The sequence below is a fragment of the Halalkaliarchaeum sp. AArc-GB genome (genome assembly GCF_031432225.1).
GTDB lineage: Archaea > Halobacteriota > Halobacteria > Halobacteriales > Haloferacaceae > Halalkaliarchaeum.
In genome coordinates, this window is sequence record NZ_JAVKGM010000014.1 from 56,775 (window position 1) to 75,833 (window position 19,059).

At 63.4% G+C, this 19,059-nt stretch carries 21 protein-coding genes and 1 tRNA gene; 14 read left to right on the plus strand and 8 right to left on the minus strand.

The features are described from left to right. Positions 1 to 50: 50 nt before the first annotated feature. Complete coding sequence (locus RH858_RS12700) at positions 51 to 434, plus strand: DUF5811 family protein (RefSeq protein WP_310562066.1); 384 nt, start codon at positions 51 to 53, stop codon at positions 432 to 434. 39 nt (positions 435 to 473) lie between these two features. On the opposite strand, the gene RH858_RS12705 is transcribed toward RH858_RS12700, so the two are convergent. Continuing rightward, positions 474 to 932 carry a hypothetical protein gene (locus tag RH858_RS12705; protein ID WP_310562067.1) on the minus strand — a complete coding sequence of 153 codons (459 nt, stop codon included), beginning with the start codon at positions 930 to 932 and terminating at the stop codon, positions 474 to 476. 79 nt (positions 933 to 1,011) lie between these two features. After that, positions 1,012 to 1,386, minus strand: coding sequence for a hypothetical protein (locus tag RH858_RS12710; RefSeq protein WP_310562068.1), 375 nt, complete (start codon positions 1,384 to 1,386; stop codon positions 1,012 to 1,014). 113 nt (positions 1,387 to 1,499) lie between these two features. Between RH858_RS12710 and RH858_RS12715 the strand changes: the two genes are divergently transcribed. The 4 genes from RH858_RS12715 (at position 1,500) to RH858_RS12730 (ending at position 7,969) form a co-directional block, all read left to right on the plus strand. After that, positions 1,500 to 3,179 carry an FAD-dependent oxidoreductase gene (locus RH858_RS12715; protein ID WP_310562069.1) on the plus strand — a complete coding sequence of 560 codons (1,680 nt, stop codon included), beginning with the start codon at positions 1,500 to 1,502 and terminating at the stop codon, positions 3,177 to 3,179. A gap of 85 nt (positions 3,180 to 3,264) precedes the next feature. Then, positions 3,265 to 4,308, plus strand: a complete 1,044-nt coding sequence (locus RH858_RS12720; protein WP_310562070.1) for an FAD-dependent oxidoreductase — start codon at positions 3,265 to 3,267, stop codon at positions 4,306 to 4,308. 296 nt (positions 4,309 to 4,604) lie between these two features. Further along, complete coding sequence (locus RH858_RS12725; RefSeq protein WP_310562071.1) at positions 4,605 to 5,840, plus strand: Ig-like domain-containing protein; 1,236 nt, start codon at positions 4,605 to 4,607, stop codon at positions 5,838 to 5,840. 239 nt (positions 5,841 to 6,079) lie between these two features. Continuing rightward, entirely contained in the window at positions 6,080 to 7,969 is a 1,890-nt protein-coding gene (locus RH858_RS12730) for an aldehyde ferredoxin oxidoreductase C-terminal domain-containing protein (protein WP_259536184.1), read from the plus strand. Positions 7,970 to 8,421: 452 nt separating this feature from the next. Here RH858_RS12730 and RH858_RS12735 read toward each other — a convergent pair whose 3' ends face one another. Beyond that, entirely contained in the window at positions 8,422 to 8,679 is a 258-nt protein-coding gene (locus RH858_RS12735; RefSeq protein ID WP_310562094.1) for a hypothetical protein, read from the minus strand. Between the two features lie 129 nt (positions 8,680 to 8,808). Continuing rightward, positions 8,809 to 8,882 (minus strand) — tRNA-Tyr (locus RH858_RS12740). A 148-nt stretch (positions 8,883 to 9,030) separates the two neighbouring features. Here RH858_RS12740 and RH858_RS12745 point away from each other — a divergent pair. Next, on the plus strand, positions 9,031 to 9,810 hold the full coding sequence (locus RH858_RS12745; protein ID WP_259536229.1) for a hypothetical protein: 780 nt from the start codon (positions 9,031 to 9,033) through the stop codon (positions 9,808 to 9,810). 53 nt (positions 9,811 to 9,863) lie between these two features. On the opposite strand, the gene RH858_RS12750 is transcribed toward RH858_RS12745, so the two are convergent. Then, a complete protein-coding gene (locus RH858_RS12750; RefSeq protein ID WP_310562072.1) occupies positions 9,864 to 10,616 on the minus strand; it encodes a protein-L-isoaspartate O-methyltransferase in 753 nt (250 codons plus the stop codon). A 68-nt stretch (positions 10,617 to 10,684) separates the two neighbouring features. Next, entirely contained in the window at positions 10,685 to 11,353 is a 669-nt protein-coding gene (locus RH858_RS12755) for a protein-L-isoaspartate(D-aspartate) O-methyltransferase (RefSeq protein WP_310562073.1), read from the minus strand. 59 nt (positions 11,354 to 11,412) lie between these two features. Between RH858_RS12755 and RH858_RS12760 the strand changes: the two genes are divergently transcribed. Then, positions 11,413 to 11,772: a hypothetical protein gene (locus RH858_RS12760; RefSeq protein WP_259536234.1), complete on the plus strand. Its 360-nt coding sequence runs from the start codon at positions 11,413 to 11,415 to the stop codon at positions 11,770 to 11,772. A gap of 254 nt (positions 11,773 to 12,026) precedes the next feature. Here RH858_RS12760 and RH858_RS12765 read toward each other — a convergent pair whose 3' ends face one another. Together RH858_RS12765 and RH858_RS12770 are read right to left on the minus strand one after the other, a co-directional pair. Further along, complete coding sequence (locus RH858_RS12765) at positions 12,027 to 12,698, minus strand: hypothetical protein (protein ID WP_310562074.1); 672 nt, start codon at positions 12,696 to 12,698, stop codon at positions 12,027 to 12,029. 32 nt (positions 12,699 to 12,730) lie between these two features. Beyond that, positions 12,731 to 13,318: a hypothetical protein gene (locus RH858_RS12770; RefSeq protein ID WP_310562075.1), complete on the minus strand. Its 588-nt coding sequence runs from the start codon at positions 13,316 to 13,318 to the stop codon at positions 12,731 to 12,733. Between the two features lie 499 nt (positions 13,319 to 13,817). Between RH858_RS12770 and RH858_RS12775 the strand changes: the two genes are divergently transcribed. The 7 genes from RH858_RS12775 to RH858_RS12805 all read left to right on the plus strand — a co-directional run bounded on the left by RH858_RS12775 (position 13,818) and on the right by RH858_RS12805 (position 19,039). Continuing rightward, on the plus strand, positions 13,818 to 14,408 hold the full coding sequence (locus tag RH858_RS12775; protein WP_310562076.1) for a hypothetical protein: 591 nt from the start codon (positions 13,818 to 13,820) through the stop codon (positions 14,406 to 14,408). Beyond that, on the plus strand, positions 14,405 to 14,815 hold the full coding sequence (locus tag RH858_RS12780) for a hypothetical protein (RefSeq protein WP_310562077.1): 411 nt from the start codon (positions 14,405 to 14,407) through the stop codon (positions 14,813 to 14,815). Before RH858_RS12775 ends, RH858_RS12780 begins: the two co-directional genes overlap by 4 nt. A 148-nt stretch (positions 14,816 to 14,963) precedes the next feature. Next, entirely contained in the window at positions 14,964 to 15,854 is an 891-nt protein-coding gene (locus RH858_RS12785; RefSeq protein WP_310562078.1) for an NOP5/NOP56 family protein, read from the plus strand. Further along, a complete protein-coding gene (locus RH858_RS12790; RefSeq protein ID WP_310562079.1) occupies positions 15,851 to 16,522 on the plus strand; it encodes a fibrillarin-like rRNA/tRNA 2'-O-methyltransferase in 672 nt (223 codons plus the stop codon). The genes RH858_RS12785 and RH858_RS12790 overlap by 4 nt, the downstream gene beginning before the upstream one ends. A gap of 99 nt (positions 16,523 to 16,621) precedes the next feature. Then, positions 16,622 to 17,698: a glutamate--cysteine ligase gene (locus RH858_RS12795; protein WP_310562080.1), complete on the plus strand. Its 1,077-nt coding sequence runs from the start codon at positions 16,622 to 16,624 to the stop codon at positions 17,696 to 17,698. Positions 17,699 to 17,790: 92 nt separating this feature from the next. Next, positions 17,791 to 18,456 (plus strand): helix-turn-helix domain-containing protein, encoded by a 666-nt coding sequence (locus RH858_RS12800; protein WP_259536249.1) that lies wholly within the window; start codon positions 17,791 to 17,793, stop codon positions 18,454 to 18,456. A 79-nt stretch (positions 18,457 to 18,535) separates the two neighbouring features. After that, positions 18,536 to 19,039: a phosphopantetheine adenylyltransferase gene (locus tag RH858_RS12805; RefSeq protein WP_259536251.1), complete on the plus strand. Its 504-nt coding sequence runs from the start codon at positions 18,536 to 18,538 to the stop codon at positions 19,037 to 19,039. Positions 19,040 to 19,059 lie beyond the last annotated feature (20 nt).

Genomic DNA, 19,059 nt, shown 5'->3' on the forward strand with positions numbered 1-19,059 from the left:
GAACGGCCGACGGTTTTATCAGGCGTCTGCGCCTATGTCGGTCGACTTCGATGAATGGAAACAACCCCTATGCAGGGGCGCCGGGCGTCGTCGAGGCGGGACAGCCGTCCGCGGATGTCAGCCTCTCGGAGGAACAGGAACGCGCTCTCAGGCGGGCGGTCGCCGGGATCGTAACGCGCACCGAATCGTATCTCCCTGAAGGGTACGTCGTCGGCTCGGAACTCAACCACGGACAGAATGGCGTCGAGGCGACGGTCGCCGTCAATCCGCCGGCAGGTCACCCCGTCAGCGCGGGCTTCGCGCCGGACCCCGAGGAACTCGAGGCCGGCCTCGACGACACCGAACGCGACGAGGTCGCCCGCGGGCTCGCTGCCAGCGCGGCGGTACAGGTGATGAACGCCGTCGGCGACGACCTCACTCCGACCGGCCGTTAGACTGTTTTCTCCCCTGCTAACTCTCTTCTGTTGCCCGTCTCACATCCCTTTCGTCGTCTCCTCCGGCAGTTCGTCTTCGATCGTCCACTCCACGATGCGTGCCTCCACGAGGTCGCGAGGCTCCACTAGCTCGTCGCCGTCCTCGTAGCGGCTCACCGTCTCGTGGGCCTCCTCGAGCATCCGTTTCTCGAGGGACGCCTGATCGGGCTGGTCCCGAACCGCGTTGAGATACGCCTCGTAATCTTCCCTGAGTGCGAATGATGCCCGGGCGGCGTTGCATCGCGAGAGTGGATTCATCCCCGTTTCGAGCACCAGGTCCCGGACCAGGTCCCAGTCGCTTTCACAGAAGTAGAGTGACACCTCCCCCTCGACGTCCTGCCAGGCGATCGGGCCGGCGTTTTTCATCGACTCCAGCGCGCGCGGCGGAACGTCGATCCGGTGTGTGGTGTCAGTTCGATCGCACAGACAGCACGGCTTTTCGGGCCGCCCGGTGTACATGTGCAAAAAGTGGTCGACCACGGCCTTGGGTGTGTCGCACGGGGGTCCCACCACCTCGTTCGTGGACGAGGGTACTGGGTCAGCGCCTGAAGTCGAACCGTGGACGGTCGTACTCGGGCTGACGGTGTGGCACCTCTTTCCCGTCCTCGAATTTCACATAGTTCAGGTAAAACGTCCGTCCGCAGCCGTCGCGATCGACTGCGGGGCCGGCGACGTCGGGGTCGCGGTCGACTGCGGGGTCGTCGACGTCTGTTGAGCTGTGCTTTTCCTCGGTGGCTCCGGTTCCAAGACAGACGAACTCGATACCGTCGGCGGCCTCGACGTCGCCAGTCGTGTCGGCGTACTCCCAGCCGTCGAGGGGTTCACGCGTCACACACTTGTCTCGGAGGTAGCCGTCGCGTTCGATCCCGGTGACGGCCCCGCAGTACGGACAGTGGTACGTGACTTCGACCATATCGATACGCAGGTGACCGACGACCAAAGCTGTCTCGCCGTGAACGCACGGCACCGAAGAGTTGTAGCTGGTCAGGTAGTCGGCTTATATCCGTTCCACTCGTATGAAGGGTAATGACTAACGTTGTCGTGGTCGGCGGCGGTATCGGCGGTCTCTCGGCGGCTCACGAACTCGCACAACGGGGGTTCGACGTGACCGTTTTCGAAGCCAACGACCGGTTCGGCGGCAAGGCGCGGTCGATGCCGATCGACGACGGCCCCGAGCCGTTACACGGCGAACACGGATTCCGGTTCTTCCCGGCGTTCTACCGGCACGTCGCCGACACCATGGATCGGATCCCGCTCCGGGACGGGGATGGGTTCGCCGACACGGAGGACGGCCCGACAGTCGCCGACAACCTCGTCGAAACGGAGGCGACCCTGGTAGCGAGCACGACCGGTCCCGGAAACGTCGCGAGCGTCGCCACCCCGGAATCCATCAGCGAGTGGATCGAGACATTGCGGCCGGCGTTCGTCGACGAACTCCCTCGGAAGGACGTCCGCTATCTTATCGAGCGGTTACTCTACCTGCTGACCGCCTGCGAAAAGCGTCGGGAAACCGAACTCGACGACGTCTCGTGGTGGGAGTTCATCGACGCCGACAACCGGTCCGAGGAGTTTCGCGACCGGCTCGCGTACGCCACCCAGTCGCTGGTGGCGTTGCGCCCCCAGCTCGGCAGCGCCCGCACGATCGGGACGATCTATCTCCAGCTTCTGTTCGGCCAGTTCGATCCGACGACGCCCACCGAACGGGTCCTCAACGGGCCGACGAACGAGGTCTGGATCGACCCCTGGGTTGACTACCTCAAATCCCGGGGCGTGACGTTTCACGTCGACACGCCGATCGATCGGCTCGAGTTCGACGGTCGCCGGATCACCGGCGCCGTCGTTGCCGAGGGTGGGGCTGTCCCGGGCGCCGGCGAGACCGTCACAGCCGACGAGTACGTCCTCGCAGTACCCGTCGAGGTGGCTCCCGGATTCGTCACCCCGGAGATGGCCACCGCAGCACCGGAACTGGGCCGTATTGGGAACCTGGATACGGCGTGGATGAACGGCATCCAGTTTTACCTGACCGAGGACGTCGAACTGGTCACGGGCCATCAGGTGTACGCTGACGCGCCGTGGGCACTGACGTCGATCTCCCAGCGCCAGTTCTGGACCGGGTACGATGTCGGCTCCCGGGGCTCCGAAGAAGTCGAGGGGGTGTTGTCGGTGATCGCCTCCGACTGGGACACCCCCGGACCACTCTACGGAAAGCCCGCCAGGGAGTGCACGCGAGAGGAGATCGCCGAGGAGATCTGGGCGCAGGTGAAGGCGCATTTAAACGTCGTCGACGAGACGCTTTCCGACGACATGCTGGTCGACTGGTTCCTCGATCCCGCGATCGTTGAGACAGAAGACGGCGTCGAGAATCGATCGCCGTTGCTTATAAACACGGTCGGTTCACTCCGGAACCGGCCACCCGCGAACGCCGGGATCGAGAACCTCACGCTCGCGAGCGACTACGTCCGGACGAACTCCGACCTGGCGTCGATGGAATCGGCAAACGAGGCGGGCCGGCGCGCCGCCAACGCGATCCTCGACCGGGCCGGCTATCCGGGCCGGCGGGCACGAATATGGAAACTGGAGGAACCGGCGCTGTTCGAGGCGTTCAAACGCCAGGATCGGATCCGGTACCGGCTCGGTCTTCCGCACCCGGCAGAGGTAACCCAGTCCGTCCGGGGGTTGAGGACGCGGCTACGCGGGCAGGTGTGAGATCTATGATCTGGTGTGCTGCGATCCTGTATGATCCGGCCGAAACGACCGGCCTCATTTGGTGTCCCCGCGATAACGCCCGACCGTGACCCGAATCGGAATCGTCGGCGCCGGAAGCGCCGCCGCGGCCGCGACGTTCGTCCTCGATCACACCATCCCGGAGGTCCACCTCACTGTCCTCGAGAAATCCGGCGGCGTCTGTGGCCGGGCGGCCACACGTCGCCACGGTGACGTCACGTACGATTACGGCGCAAACTACGTGAAATCCGAGGACGAACGCGTCGCGGACCTCCTAACTGACACTCTCGACACCACGGGGCTCGTCGACATCGCCGAACCCATCTACACCTTCGACGCCGACGGCCAGATCACACCCGGGAGAGAGCCGGAGGGCCATCGGTGGTCCTACGAGCGCGGCCTCACCCAGATCGCCAAACGTCTGTTCGACCGCACCGACGCAACCGTCCACCGGCGAACCCGAATCGAAACCGTCACCCGAGAGGACGGCGAGGACGTCTGGATCCTCGGCGACGCCGACGGTCGGGAGTGGGGCCCCTTCGACGCGATCCTGCTGAACCCTCCGGCACCCCAGACCGCCGACCTGCTCGCGAAGTCGGAGTGGGACCACCCGGCACGTGAGGCGCTCGTAACGGCTGCTCGGGACGTACCCTTTCGCCCGGTGTGGACAGCCATCCTCGGCTACGAATTCGAACTCGAAGTTCCCTATTACGCACTCATCAACACCGACGACGAACACGAGATCGGGTGGGTCGCACGCGAGGAGTGCAAACCCGGACACGTTCCTGACGGCGAATCGGCCCTCGTCGTGCAGGCCGCACCCGACTGGTCGCACGAGCGCTACGACGAACCGCCGGAGCGGAACGTCGCCGTCCTGACCGACCTCGTCGCCGACCTGATCGACGACGACCGACTCTGCGATCCGGACTGGACCGACCACCAGGGGTGGCGCTACGCCCTCCCCGACCACGGCGTTCGTCCGGGGCCGCTTCGCCGGGGCGAATCCGATGGGCTCTACTGTGCCGGCGACTGGGTCGCCGGCGAGGCACGTCTCCACGCCGCGCTCGCATGCGGGCTGCGCGTCGGCGAGCGGTTGCGCTACTCTTTATAAGCGGTCCTCCCGACTGCCGCGTTACTGCCGCAGCCGCCTTTGTTTCCGGGGTGACTCGGATCAAACGACCGTTCACCCCGGTGTAACCCGCTTCGGCGTTTCCTCCGCTTAAGGAACCGGCGCGATGGTGCTCGGTGTAACCGCAGCCGACGCGACAGATCGGATGAACGCACACGACGCAACCGCGGACGACGCTGCCGGGGCGTAGTTTCAAAGACAAGTTTTGGAGTTAGGCAGTGTTTAAGTCGGGTAAACTGCCGTACGGTATTTTATCACTGGGTGTAGTTGTCTACAGTATGGCTTCAATCCGGGTGTGGGCCGTGGTGGGTATCGCCGTACTAGCTGTCTTCGGGCTGGGAGCGATCGGGGCTGCCGGGGGTGGTGCCGCCCAGGACGACGCCGTGACGTTGACCGTCAGCGTCGAGGATCGGGACGGCAACCCCGTCGGCGGTGCACAACTGACTGCCACCTGGGACGATGGCGAAACGACAGCGACGACCGCGAGCAACGGCCGAGCGTTCGTAGACGTCGAACGCGCTGCAGACGTCGAAATCGATGTCGCACACGACGAGTACGTCAGAAACACTCCGTTCCTCGTCGAGAACGCCACCGAACGGGACGTCACAGTCGACGTCGCCAGACAGGGTGGAATCGTCGTGACGACGACGCACGACGAGACGTCCGTAGCGGACGTAACCGTCACCGTTCGCAAGGATCGCGTGCGAATCGTCGACGGTGAAACGACGGCCGACGGCGAGTTCGATTCGGGCGTCATCGAACAGGGCGAGTACACCGTTTCGGTCGTGAAGCAGGGCTACTTCCAGCAGACCCACGAGGTCACTGTCGACGGTGACGTGACACAAGAGTTCGAACTCCGGAGCGGATCGGTCCTGCTTGCGATCGACGTCGCCGACGATTATTACGAGGAGCCTCGACCCATCGAAGGGGCCCAGATCGACATCGAGGACGTCGGGACCGTCACGACGTTGAGTGACGGCGAGGCCACCGTTCGGGCTCCCGTCAACGCGTGGCTCACCGTCACCGCCGACAGGGAGGGATACAGTCCCACTTCACGGTCGGTCCGGATCCGCGAAGTCGATCGGAACGTCTCGTTGATGATAAACCGCGAACCCACACTCGCGGTGGAACCGAGCAACGAGCGGATCGTCTCTGGCGAGCGGCTCACCGTCTCTGTTCTCGACGAGTACGACGACCCCGTCGAGGGTGCGACGATCCGGGTCGACGGCGAGGACGTCGCCGAAACCGGCGATGACGGCGTCGCCACGTTCCGACTCGAGGGGGCAACCCAGCGCGAAATCGTCGCCGTCAGGGACGGTATCGAGTCCGAACCGGTGACGGTCCGGGTCGTCGCCGACGAACCGGAGACGCCGACGCCCACCGCGACACCGACACCCACCGAGACGCCGACGCCCACCGAGACGCCGACCGACGAGGATGCCACCGGATTCGGTGCCGCGATTGCCCTCGTTGCAATTGCCGTCAGTCTGTTCCTCCTCCGGCGACGCGGATAGCCCCACGTCGCAGACTGGTCGAAAGTTGAGTTGCTCTCATACCTGTACGGGCCAGAGTTGTGCCGTTTCGGTTGACATCCGCCAGGTTGACATCCGCCATCACTACGGAAGAAGAAAAATAGACCGTGGGCTACAGTCTCGTCTCCGCGCTGGACTACTTGCATTATTAATCATTATAAAGACGCCAATATTACAGCAGAAGAGCAATAGTTCGAGAAGTGACATTTTTATCTGGAGCCATGCCACAGGGAGGCTACGCAGAAACACTACTCGAGGTGAACCTGACCACGGGGGAGGTCACGGAACTACCGTTCCCGGACGACGAGGTGCTGAAAGCGTACGTCGGCTGTTCCGGGCTCGGACTGCATTTGCTGTACGGCAGGATCGAACCGGGAATCGATCCGCTGGACCCCGAGAACCCGATGGTGTTGACGACGGGACCGCTGACGGGGCTGCCGATGGTGCCGGCGGCGACGAATGCGACGATCACGACGCTGAACGGTGACACGGGATTCACGGCGGGTCGATCCCACTCGCACGGCTGGTTCGGACCGCGACTGAAGCGCGCCGGTTACGACGGGCTCGTCATCACCGGTGCCGCAGACGAGTGGACGTCGCTCGTCATCGAAAACGGCTCGATCGAACTACGGGACGCGAGCGATCTGGAGGGCGCCGACACCCACGACACGGAGGACCTCCTCAAGGAGGAACTAGGTTACACAACGGAGCTGCCCGGTGAGATGAGCGTGGCCGCCATCGGACCAGCGGGCGAAAATCTGTGTGACGGGGCGCTCATCGAAAACGACAAGAACCACTCGTTTTCCCACTCCGGTGTCGGTCAGATTATGGGTTCGAAGAACTTGAAGGCGATCGGGGTGCGGGGAACCGGTGAGGTACCGATTCACGACGAAGACCGGCTCCGTGAAATCGCGAAGCGATGGAACGAGAACCTCGAAGAGAGCACCGTCTATCAGGGGCTGTCGGACGCCGGTATCCCCTCGGGTGAATACGAGTACCCCAAAGAGACGTCGATGACGGTCGCGAAGAACATGCTCGAGGTGCCGGGTCCCGATCACGAGTGGGGCCAGGGGATGGCGGACCACGACATCGACCCACGGCCCTGCTTCGGCTGCCCGGTCGGCTGTTCGTACGACTTCGAATACGTCGAGGGACCGAACGAAGGGTACGTCGCGACGCCCGCCGGGGGCGGCGAGAACCTGGAGGGGTCTGCTTCAATCGTCGGCGTCTACGACACCGACTGGGTCCACTATCTCACCGATCGGTGTGACCGGCTCGGCTTCGAGTCCAGCGGCATCGGCGCCTCGATGGCGGTCCTCATCGAGGCGTATCAGGAAGGACTGATCGACGACGAAGACACTGACGGGATCGAACTCGGCTGGGGCGATCCCGAACTCGTCGAGCAGCTCCTGGAGATGGCGGCCCACCGCGAGGGAACGCTCGGCGAGGTGCTCGCCGAGGGCCCCGGCTACGCCGCCGACTGGGCCGGTGGGGACGCCCACGACCGGGCTGTCCACGTCAAAGACTCCGGGATGAACCTTCACGACTGGCGGGCCGCCTGGGGGATTATGCTCGGTCAGATCGTCGGGCCGAGCGCGAGTTGGCCCGCGCCCGGCGCCGACGCGTGGGGAATCCCCTACGACGCCGGCTACGAGGAGTTCCAGGACCCCTTCGACTGGAAAGAAAAACCGACGGACGTCGTCAACACCTGGCCCGTGAAGTACTGGGACGACGCCAACGGCACCTGCTGGTTCGGGACGTGGGGCGTTCCGGATCAGGTCGAACTCTCCGCGCAGGCAGTGGCTGCAGTCACCGGCTGGGAGTTCACCCGGGAGGACGCCCTCGAAGTCGGCGAGCGGCTCGTCCACTTCGAGCGCGGGTTCGGGGCACGCTTCGGTCACACCGCCGAGAACGACCTCGACGTCCCCGAACGTATCGTGGAGGAACCGCCCGAAGGTCTCGGTGCCGGAAAGGAGATGAAACAGCATCTCGAGTGGATGATCAGAGAGGTCTACCGGCTCAACGGCTGGGACGAACGGACCGGCAAGCCGCAGCGCTCCACCCTCGAGGAGGTCGGACTGGAGAAGGTCGCAGACGACATCTGGGCCTAGGGAGGCGGTGATCCCGCCCGACCTCGATAACAGTTGTTGGCAATTCGATCTTCTTTATTCGGGTCGGAACTCGCAAACTAGCGTTCCACGTTCGAGTACTCCGGTTTCGTGTATAAACGCCGGTCATATTGCCAACTACTGATAAAGACTACCGACTTTCCAGTTTCGGAGGCGATTCGGTCCGGAACTGTCCGACGTGGTTCCCCTCGTTTGTTGGGCATGACCGTCGATGGGCTGTCGACTGCGATGTCTCGTCCGAATTCGCCCGACAGTGGTTCGGGTTCGGGTTTGTTGAGGGTTTGCCGGTGATACCGTTCAGGAACGATCGGAACAAAGCGGCGACGTCTGTAGTTAACTGGCCCTGGTTCGTTCGTAGTCACTCGCGCCGGCGTCCGGGTGGGCGATCCGCTCGCCAGTGCTCGGGTTGTAGAGCTGGGACGCACGGACGAACCTCACCGGGACCACCCCCCGGCTTCGGCGCCGTGACGGCCGGGATTCTCACGGGCGTCGGGTGTCGGCACGTCTTTTCCGGCGGCGCTCCCCTCGAAGAGCCGAACCCAGGTGTCGCACTGTGGGCACCGGTGGGCACGGTCGTTTCCGTCGCCGTAGACACGACGGAAGTCTCTCGATACGTGGGCCTCACACTCTTCGCAACGGGTTTTTGGAGAAGTCGAATCACCGAAGTCACCGACTTCGGCTTTTTTTCGTATCCGCCCTCCCCGATTTGAACTCGTCGAGACGGTCCGGGGTGCTCGCTCCGCTGCGCTCCCGGGCTGCGACTCGTCTGCTCAAATCGGGTCGGTTGGATTTTTGACTGCTCGCGTTGCTCGCAGCAAAAATCCGCCCTCCCCGATTTGAACGGGGGGCAAGCCGATCTACAGTCGGCTGCTCTACCAGGCTGAGCTAAGGGCGGTCACTGTATCGTAGGCGCGTCTCACAATTTAAGGGTTCTCATTCGAACTGCCCGAGCCGGCTGCCAGCCCTTGGTTTCCCCGACGCCCCCGGTGGTTCGCTGGCTCGTGAGGTTTTAGACGACGGGTCCGAAAGTGCAGGTAACGCGCATGGCGAACGAAGACGACGGCCGACAGGCGACCTTCGGCTCTGACGGAAGCCTCGAAACCGACACGCCGCCTGAAGCAACGGGACAAAACGACTTCGGCGAGCAGAAAGACCCCGACGAAACCGACGGCGGCTACAACCGATACGCCGTCTCCAGCCTGCTCCAGAAGGCGGTTCGACGCTCCGACGAGGAGGTCGCCGCCTGGGCCGCCTGGGAGCTCGCCCGCTCCGGATACGCCTGGAACCTCTGGGACCGACTCAACCTCTACGTGGTCGAGGATCTCCGGGCCGGCCACGAGGTTGCGCTCCTGATCGAACGCTACGAACAGCTCGCAACCGAGCGGTGGGAACCCGACGAGTGGCGCGGCCGACTGTGTGCGAGCCACGCGGCGCTCGCTGCCGCCCGTGCCCCCTCGACCCGGGAGAGTTCAAACGCCGACGAGTACTTCCGCCGGGTCGCTGACGTCCGGGCGAAGGCTCGGGAGAACGACGACGAGCCAGCCCACGACTTTCCTGTCGGCGATCTCGAACCCGGCGGCGAGTACGACGTCGCCTTCGATATGCACACCGGCGAGGGGAGCCGGCTCGGACGCGACACCCGGTTTTTCAAGACACGCGGCGCCCGCGTCGGGCCGGAAGGAGAACGCGATCTCAGTGCCCGCTGGCAACGACTTGCAATGCTTCTGGATCCAGAACGCGACTACTCCGAGGCGGAACTGGATCACGCGGTCGAACCGGTTCATCCCGCCGATCGCTGGGAGGAACCCGACGACTTCGATTGACATCCTCCCTGCGCTAAAGCGCGAGGCTTTCGCCTCGAATTTTCCGTAACTGTCTACAGCTGATCTTCCCAGTCGACCCAGTCGTACTCCCAGCCGCTGCGGGCAAAATACCCCTGGCTCTGAAACTCCGCGTCCTCGCGAACCGTCCGGTTTCGGGCCGGGCCGGTGTGCCGTTCGCCTTTCGCGAGCAGCGGTCCGAGCTGGACCAGGCCGTACTCTTCGAGAATCCGGTATCCGTCCGGCGCCGACCGATCCCGTTCCCCGACGACTATCTGCTGGCTGCCCATTCCCCGGGGGAACACGATCGTCCCCTCCGGGGCGAGCTGATCGAGGAGCGCGGTCGGCGGGCGAACGACCGCCGCCTCCAGAAGGATCCGATCGTAGGGAGCGTACTCCGGAAGGCCCTCGGCCCCGTCCCGGCGGTCCACTAGGGCGTCGCCGTATCCGGCGGACTCGAGGTTCGACCGGGCGGCGGACACGACCCGACGGTCGATATCGACGGCGTGAACGTGTCGGTCGCCGACGATCTCCGCGATCACTGCGACGGTGTATCCGATCCCCGCGCCGACGACGAGCACGTCGTCACCCTCGTCGGCGGCGAGTGCATCGACAAACTGGGCGGCCGTTTTCGGTGCAAGCACCCGGGTCCCGTACGCCTCTGTTGGGCGGTTTTCGTATGGGGCCTCGTCAAGAAACTCGTGTCGAGGAACCGTCCGCATCGCCCAGGATACCTCCGGATCGAGCGGCTCGTCGAGGCCGTATTCGAGTCCCTCGACCATGTCGTCCCGGAGCACCGCTGGGTCCATGTTCTCCTCTCGGCCGTCGTCCCTCTTGAACTGTGCGCTCCGTCCTGCAGTTGTCTCGGTGTGGTCCCTCACCCACCGCCACGCATCGGAACGAACCGAACGCCGCCGTGGCTTTCTCGACTGACGCCGTCTGAATCGATCTGCAGTCGGACGAGCTCTTGATAGCCGCGACCGACGGGACCGACCACCACGCCGCCTTCCCGGACCTGCTCAACGACCGCGTCCGGGATCTCCGGCGTCGCACAGGTGAGGTAGGCGGCGTCATAGGGGGCGTGCTCGGGCCAGCCACGGTGGCCGTCCCCCTTCCTGACGTGGATGTCGTATCCCAGTTCTTCGAGGCGTTCCCGGGCCCTCGTCGCGTGTTCCTCGACGTACTCGACAGTGTAGACGTTGCCCGGGCCGACGATCTCCGCGACGACGGCCGCGTGATATCCGCAGCCGGTGCCGATCTCGAGGACCCGATCGTCCGTCTCGAGTTCGAGCAGGTCCGTCATCACCGCGACCATGTGGGGCGCACTCACAGTCTGGTCGTGACCGATCGGGAGCGGTCGGTCGGCGTAGGCGTTCCGGCGCCGCGAGTCGGGGACGAACTCGTGGCGAGGGACGGCCCGGAGCGCCCGCGCGGTGGACGACCGCCGGATGGAGCCCCGCTCTTCGAGCCGGTCGACCATCCGGTCGCGGGCGGCCTCGAAGTCGCCGTCGTCAACGGCGTTCGAGTCGTCCCTGAATCCAAACATGGGATGAATTTCGGGTTCCGGGTACGTATGCTTTCGCACGTTTTTAAGTGGGAAGGGGGATGGAGGGCGTCGAGATCGACGACGTCGACGTCGAGTGTTCGCTCGCTGTCGGCACAGAGGGAGAAGGCCACCGCTGGATCGCCCGGCCCGGAGTCGAACCTCACCGGGACGTCGGCGCCCTTGGGGATCTCCGGGACGGCGACACAATGAGGGCGCGGTCCCCGATTGCAGGTCGCGAAGACGTTGTGGCCTACCGTCAACGCCCTGTGGTTGACGCCGATTCCCCTGACGCTGTCGTTGCTGTCGGTGAGGTCAATCGACGTCTACCCGCCGACGTTTACGAGAGACGCCGCGTTGGGTTGTTCTTCCTCTTCGATCCGACAGGGTTCGTTCCGGAGAGAGGCTCGCGGTGTGCGTGACCTCGACCGCGATGCCGCCGGCGGGGCTGGTATCAGTGGACCCGTTCGACCCAACGATCGCGGTGCTGCCGGCCCTGAGTCCGGCCATCTCTGCCAGTAGGTGTCTGCTTTTGATGTTCTGCGGGTTCTGTCGAGGGGGCGGAAGGGTCGAACCACCGAACTGGGGCGAAGCCAAATTACGAGCCCCGGCGAGGCCCGGGCCCCCCACGCACCAGCGTGGATATCACCAATGATGGTGGTCGCGAATTTTGCTATCACGGTGCTTCTGCGGTGATAGTCAGCGTTCCCGAGAGGTCGTCGCCAACATCACCGGTTTCGATTTTAATCGATCCGAAGATCCGTTTTCCGAGTCTGAACGAAGCGTCACCCTCGCTAGCTTCGATAGTAAGTGATCCCTCGTTCTCGAAAGAACCGTAGTCTCTCGGCCCACCGATCTGAGGTGCCCAGCCGTTGTAGAAGTGAAACTCGATATCGGAGGAACTGGAAGTACCATCGAACTCGTACGCGAATGTGAGCTCGTACTCCTGTGTCCCACGGTTCTCGACGCCGAACGCGGCCCGCGGCGTGTAGGTGTGATCACCCACCCAGTCGATATTATCATCATCCTCATCCACCCAGGCACTCTCGTTTGCGGGATCTGGCGTTCCGATCCAGGTCGTCGCATCGGCGTTCACACCGCTGGCTAGGGGCCGACTCGTATCGACGGTCAGAACACCATCGACTTCGGCGACGGGAGCGTCGTCTGGGTCAACCTCCTCTATCTTGTGGACGACCGGCGTCATCCGGAGGAAGGCCGAATTGTCTCCGACGACCTCTACGGAGATGCCCCGGTCGGCCGTGACCGACGTAAACGCCCCGGACCCGAGCAGCGCGGCTCCGCCTGCCGCGGCCCCGCCGAAGCCGACGATGAATTTCCGTCGTTTCATCACCTATCACCATTATATCGTGAGCGGATGACTCACACGTTGTTCTGTTCAGCCGAATCCTGGGTGTGAGCTTTGATTTCGAATTCGTAGTTCCTTGAGAAGGTTTCGTCGGGGTTGTGGAAGTACGCACCAACCCACACGGATTCACCCGGCTCAAGGATGCGCAGATCATCATCCGGGTCCCCCCACTCATAATCTTGGATGTCCTCGTGGGACATGGTATTCGAATATGGGTCGTTGGCATTGTGTTCGTCACCGACGAACCAGCCTACACTCTCGAAATCATCACCAAAGTCGCCATGCGAGAGCTTGACGCCGACAACATTCGATCCCTGGTTTTCGACTTCGAAAAGCTGGAGGAAGGTAGTCGTCGCGTCCAGATTGAGGCCTTCATTATCGTCTCCACTGATATCGACGGAAAGTGTATCGCCATTCAGTTCTGAGTACTTGGTATTCTCACCACCGTCAGTGTTGAAAGTGAGCAAGGCGTCGTTGTCATCTGAAACTACGATTCTGATGTCACGCCTTGCGTCCACACTCGTAAACGCACCACTACCCATTGCAGCCGCCCCGCCGACGGCGAGCGATCCCATTCCGATCAGTAATTTGCGTCGTTCCATTGTGAATCTCCCTCGTTGACACGCCCCGTCTCTGCTGATTCGACGACTCCGAATCGATCATCAACCGGGCGCGTATTCATCAAAACTACCGAGACCCACTTTGGAATATACTATCAGTCAATCTGACAGAGTGTCTATTCGGGAGCGACAGAGACTCTCTGCGGAGTCGCATCCGGCACGACGTCGTGAGCCTCAGCACATCCCCCGTCGAGCAATTTCGTTTGACGACATGTCATTGAGTTATCTGTATTTGCCACAGTCGTTAAGCCGTCAATAATCCCGGCCGCGTACAGAGTATGATTTCGTTACTGCAATTTCATATAATATTCCAGACTACAGAAACGAAGTCGACAGAGACTCTTTGCGCCTGATAAGTACCCACATACTAAAAATCGGGTGTAGTGATTGCATAACCCGACGACGACGCTGGCCACTCGCAACGAAAATCGCTCGAATGGATCGGGGGATCGATCGCGTACGACGCTGAGAGGGGGGACACATGAGCAATGTACTGAAACCGGTTCCGGATCAATCGACGGACAGGGACGACGACTTCACGAGAGACGACATGCTCGAGGTGCTCAGCAATCAGCGACGACGGTTCGTGATTCACTACCTCAAACAGAACGGGGACGACGCCTCGGTGTCCGAGATCACAGACCGGGTCGCAAGCTGGGAGTACGGCAAAGAAATCGACGACCTCACCCACAGGGAACGAAAGCGAGTGCGGAACGCGCTCCGACAGTTCCACCTGCCGAAAATGGCCGACTACGGCTTCATCGAGTTCGACTCGCGGCAGGGGACAGTCTCACTCACTGAGACCATTTCACACACCAACTTCTACGTGGATTCTCTCACTGACAATTCGGTCCCGTGGGGCGTCTACTATCTGGGACTCTCCCTTCTGAGCGCGATCTGTCTGGCAGGCGTCTGGCTGGGGATCTTTCCGTTCGATCGTCTCTCTCTGCTCCTGTGGGGCGTCTTTTTCGTCACGACGCTTTCGGTTTCCTCGGTGGGACATTTCTACGACAACTACTATCGGATGCGACTCGGCGCACGCGAGACCCCACCGGAGGTGACCGAAGAGTGAACCGCCGTCGATGGATGCTGCTTTCAGTGATTCTGGTCCTGGGACTCTCCCTCGCATCGGCCACGGCCGGATTCAGTGCGACGGCGGCGGAACGCAGCGTGACCGTCGACATCGCCGACGATCAAACCGCGTTCCTCGGATTCGAACAGACCACGAATGCCACGGCAAACGAGACGACGGAGCTCGAAATAACGGTCAGAAATCAGTTCGCGCCCGGGATTGCGCTCTCGGAGGTCTCGGTTACGATCGGAAACTCGTCGGTTTCCCTCCTCGACGACGGCCCGCTTTACCCCGGCGAGGAGACGAGCCAGACGTTCTCGGCGGTTTCCTGTGACGCAACGCTGTCCGTCGAGGCGTCGGGGAGCGGTGTGTCCGTCCAGCTCGAGCGATCGGTCGACTGTCCGTAGCTTCGGGCTCCCGCTCTGGGTTCGACGGGTAGCTGCCGATCGGATTCCTCGATGGTTTAAAAGGCGTATCTGGGATCAGACCTGATCCGTCGGCATTCGCCCGGCTTTTCGGGAACGCATATACGACCACGGGATGAAACGCACCGTAATGACCGACACGACCGACGCGACGGACGTGACCGACGCCCCGGGGGCGGCCTGGTTTTCGGGGCTGGATCCGGCGGACCTCGAGGCCGCCGGGACCGCGATCGACGAGGGGACCGCCGACGCGCCGGCCGACTGGCCGGAGCTCGCCGTCGAAGTCGGCTACGCCGACTCCGAAGCCGACTACTACCGCCGACTCCACGAGGCGACGATGGCAGCCGCCCGTGCGGAAGTCCGCAAACGGGAGCGTGCCGACGACGCACAGCTGGTTCACGCGGTCCGGGCAATGGACGACGCCGAGCGCGTCGCCAATGAACTCACCGAACGGGTTCTCGAATGGGCGGGGACCCGGTTCGACGACGTCCCGGACGGCTCCGCCGGCGTGGACTGGCTCGCGGACCGGGAGCCGGACGGCCCGGCCGAAGAGCGGTTGCTCTCACTGGCCGGTCTCGCCGCCGACCTCGGGACGGAAGCCGACGAGCACCGGGCGTTCATCGAGCGCCAGGCGCCGGCGGTCGCGCCGAACCTCGCGGAGATGGCGGGTCCGGTGCTCGCCGCGCGACTGATCGCGCTTGCGGGCGGGCTCGAGACGCTGGCGAAAAAGCCGGCAGGCACCGTCCAGCTGCTCGGCGCCGAAGACGCCCTCTTTGCCCACCTGTCGGGTCGGGCCCCCTCGCCGAAACACGGCGTGATCTACACCCACGAGTACGTCAAGGGGACCCACCCGGACGACCGCGGCTCGGCGGCACGGGCGTTCGCCGGAAAGCTCGCCATCGCCGCGCGGATCGATCACTACAGCGGAGAGCACCGTCCCGAGATCCACGAGGAAATGCGCGACCGGATCGAGACGATCCGGGCACGGCGGCCGGACGCGTCCGGAGGTGACAGCGAATGACTGACTCGTCGCCGGGGTCGTCTGCAGATTCGTCATCCGATAGGCTCCCGGCGGGCGTGACGCGCCGGCGGATCGGCGGTTCAGAGCGGCTCGCCACCCGCGGGGAGCCCGTCTACGGAGAGCCGACAGCGGACGGCTGGCGGGTCTGGGACGCCGGGCGTTCCAAACTTGGGGCGATGCTCGAACTCGGCCTGGACACCGGACTCGAGGCGGGCGATACGGTGCTGTATCTCGGTGCGGCGAATGGAACGACGGTCAGCCACGTTGCGGACTTTGCGGGTCCCACCTACGCCGTGGAGTTCGCTGCGAGGCCGATGCGGGACCTGCTGGACGTCGCAGAGAGTCGAGACAGCCTCTTCCCGCTGTTGAAGGACGCACGGAAACCGGAGACGTACGCCCACGTCGTCGAAGCCGACATCGACGTCATCGTTCAGGACGTTGCGACCCGTGGACAGGCTGCCGTCGCGAACCGCAACAGGCAGTTCCTCCGGGAGAACGGGCGACTCCTGCTTTCGGTGAAAGCCAGAAGTGAGGACGTCACGGCCTCCCCCGAGACCGTCTTCGAGACCGTGCTACAGGAACTCGAACGCGAGTACGAACCGCTCGAAACCCGGAAGCTGGCGCCGTATCACGAGGATCACCTCGGCGTCGTCGCCCGGCCACGGTGAGGGTTCGGTGCCCATTGGGTTCTGTAGAATCGGGTCCGTATTGCGGACTGGGCGACCGCCTTCACGACATATTTAGGCATTCAAACCGAACTGGGGGTAATGGATCTCGGGTCTCGTGACGCCTTCGATCGGATGGGCGTTCTCGGTATCGAAGAGGAGTTTTTTATTGTCGACGAGACGGGGCGTCCGACGTCCGGGACGGACGAACTCGTCTACGAGACGGAACCGCCGGCGGCGCTGGACGGTCGGATCGATCACGAACTGTTCAAGTGCACGATCGAGACGCAGACACCACTGATCGAGGATCCCTCCAACGCACGCCAAGAGCTCGAGCGCGTCCGGGCGGCGCTCGTGGACCACGCCGAATCGCAGGGGTTCCAGATCGCGGGCGCCGGGCTCCATCCAGAGGCCCGATGGCGAGAACTGGATCACACGCAAAAACCGCGGTACAAAGCGCAACTGGATCGCATCCAGTACCCCCAGCATCGCAATACCACCGCCGGGCTACATCTCCACGTCGGCGTCGACGACCCGGACAAGGCCGTCTGGGTCGCAAACGAGCTCCGCTGGTACGCCCCCGTGCTGCTCGCGGTGTCGGCGAATTCCCCGTTCTGGAACGGCTACGACACCGGGCTTGAATCGGCCCGAGCGAAGATATTCGAGGGGTTGCCCAACACCGGGATGCCCACCGCCTTCGAGGATTACGACGCGTTCGAGCGGTTCGAACGTCGGATGGTCGAGGATGGGTCGATCGACGATCGGGGTGGGCTCTGGTACGACGTTCGTCCGCACAGCGGTCACGGCTCCGTCGAGATGCGGGCACCCGACGGACAGCGCGATCCCGAAATCGTGCTCGCGTTCGCCGAGTACGTCCACGCGCTGGTCGTGGATCTCGCCGAGCGATACGAAGACGGAGAACCGGGAACCGAGATCAGGCGGGAACTCCTCGACGAGAACAAGTGGCGGGCGATCCGGCACGGCCACGACGCCACCTTTATGACTGCCGACTCGGGGACTGTTTCCCTCGAAGAATTCGTCGATCGCGAGTGTGAGCGGTTGGGCGTCGACGGGCTCTCCGGCGTCCTCGACCGGGAAAGCGGTGCGACACGTCAGCGTCGCATCCACGCCGAGGAGGGTATCGACTCGCTGTGTCAGGACTTGCTACTGTCCGAGTGAAGAGGATTCCGTCGACCAGAAAGAGTCCTGTCGGAAGAAAAACGACGAGAAACTCTTTTGCCCGCGGAGTTCTGACCTACGACACAGAACACATGACCCCCGAAGACGACCCTGACGACCGAGATGACGAATTCGAGTACGAGAAACTCGAAAGCGAGAATGACGAGGCAGACGAATCCGACGAGGAACTCGATGGGGAGTTCGACGACGGCGAGAAGTCGCCCGGGAAGGCCGCAAAAGAGGAACTGAAAAAGACCCGCGAGCGCATCGAAGAGGAGGCCGACCGTGCAGTCGAGGAGTTCGACCGCGGGATCGTCGACCTGCTCTCGTGGCTCTTGGACACGGAAACGAAAGCCCGAATCTACGTGTACCTCCGTGAGAACCCCGACAGCACGAGCGAGGAGATCGCCGACGGGACCGGACTGTATCCGAGTACTGTGCGCGAGGCGCTCGCAGAGCTCCACGACGAAGGCACCGTCGAGCGCCAGAAGCGCGAAAGCGCCGGCGCAGGTAACAATCCCTACGAGTACCAGGCGATCCCGCCGAGCGAACTGGTACACGGTGTCGTCGATCAGATCCAGTCGGAGCTCAATACCGTGTTCAACCTGGATCGCCGCCTCGGTGACGAGGAGAGTGAAAGCTCCGAGCCAGTACGTATTACGGTCGAAGGGGGCGGCGAGCAGGCCGGCGACGAAGAGACAGACGACGAAGAGCCGCAAGATGAAGACGTGGACGACGAGGTGCAGGACGAGGAATAGGTGGTCCTTCGATCGGTCCCGGTTTTCTCGCGTGGAATCCGATGCGTCCATTTAAGGGAGACGGCGTCAACCCACCTGTATGAACGTCGCGCTGGGCGGGACCTTCGATCCCGTTCACGACGGTCACCTCGCGTTATTCAGGCGGGCGTTCGAACTCGGGGACGTCACCGTCGGGTTGACGTCGGACGAGCTCGCACCCGAAACCCGGCACGTCGACCGCTACGTTCGCCCATACGGGGAGCGCAAGCGCGACCTGAAAGCCGAGCTCGAGCCGCTCGCCGAAGAGCACGGCCGGGAGTTCGAGATCAGGAAGCTCGAACGGCCGACCGGTATCGCGACGGAGCCCGGGTTCGACGCGCTGATCGTCTCCCCGGAAACTGTCGACGGCGGAAAGCGGATCAACGACCTCCGGGTCGAGCGCGGGCTGCCCCCGCTGCAGATCGAGGTGGTCGACCACGTACCCGCTGCCGACGACGACCGAATCTCTTCGACGCGGATCGTTCGTGGCGAGATCGACCGCCACGGGAACCTCACCCCCGACCGAGACGGTCGGACGGCAAAGCGGGACGAAACGGCAAAATGAACGGGACCCGTACCTCTCGC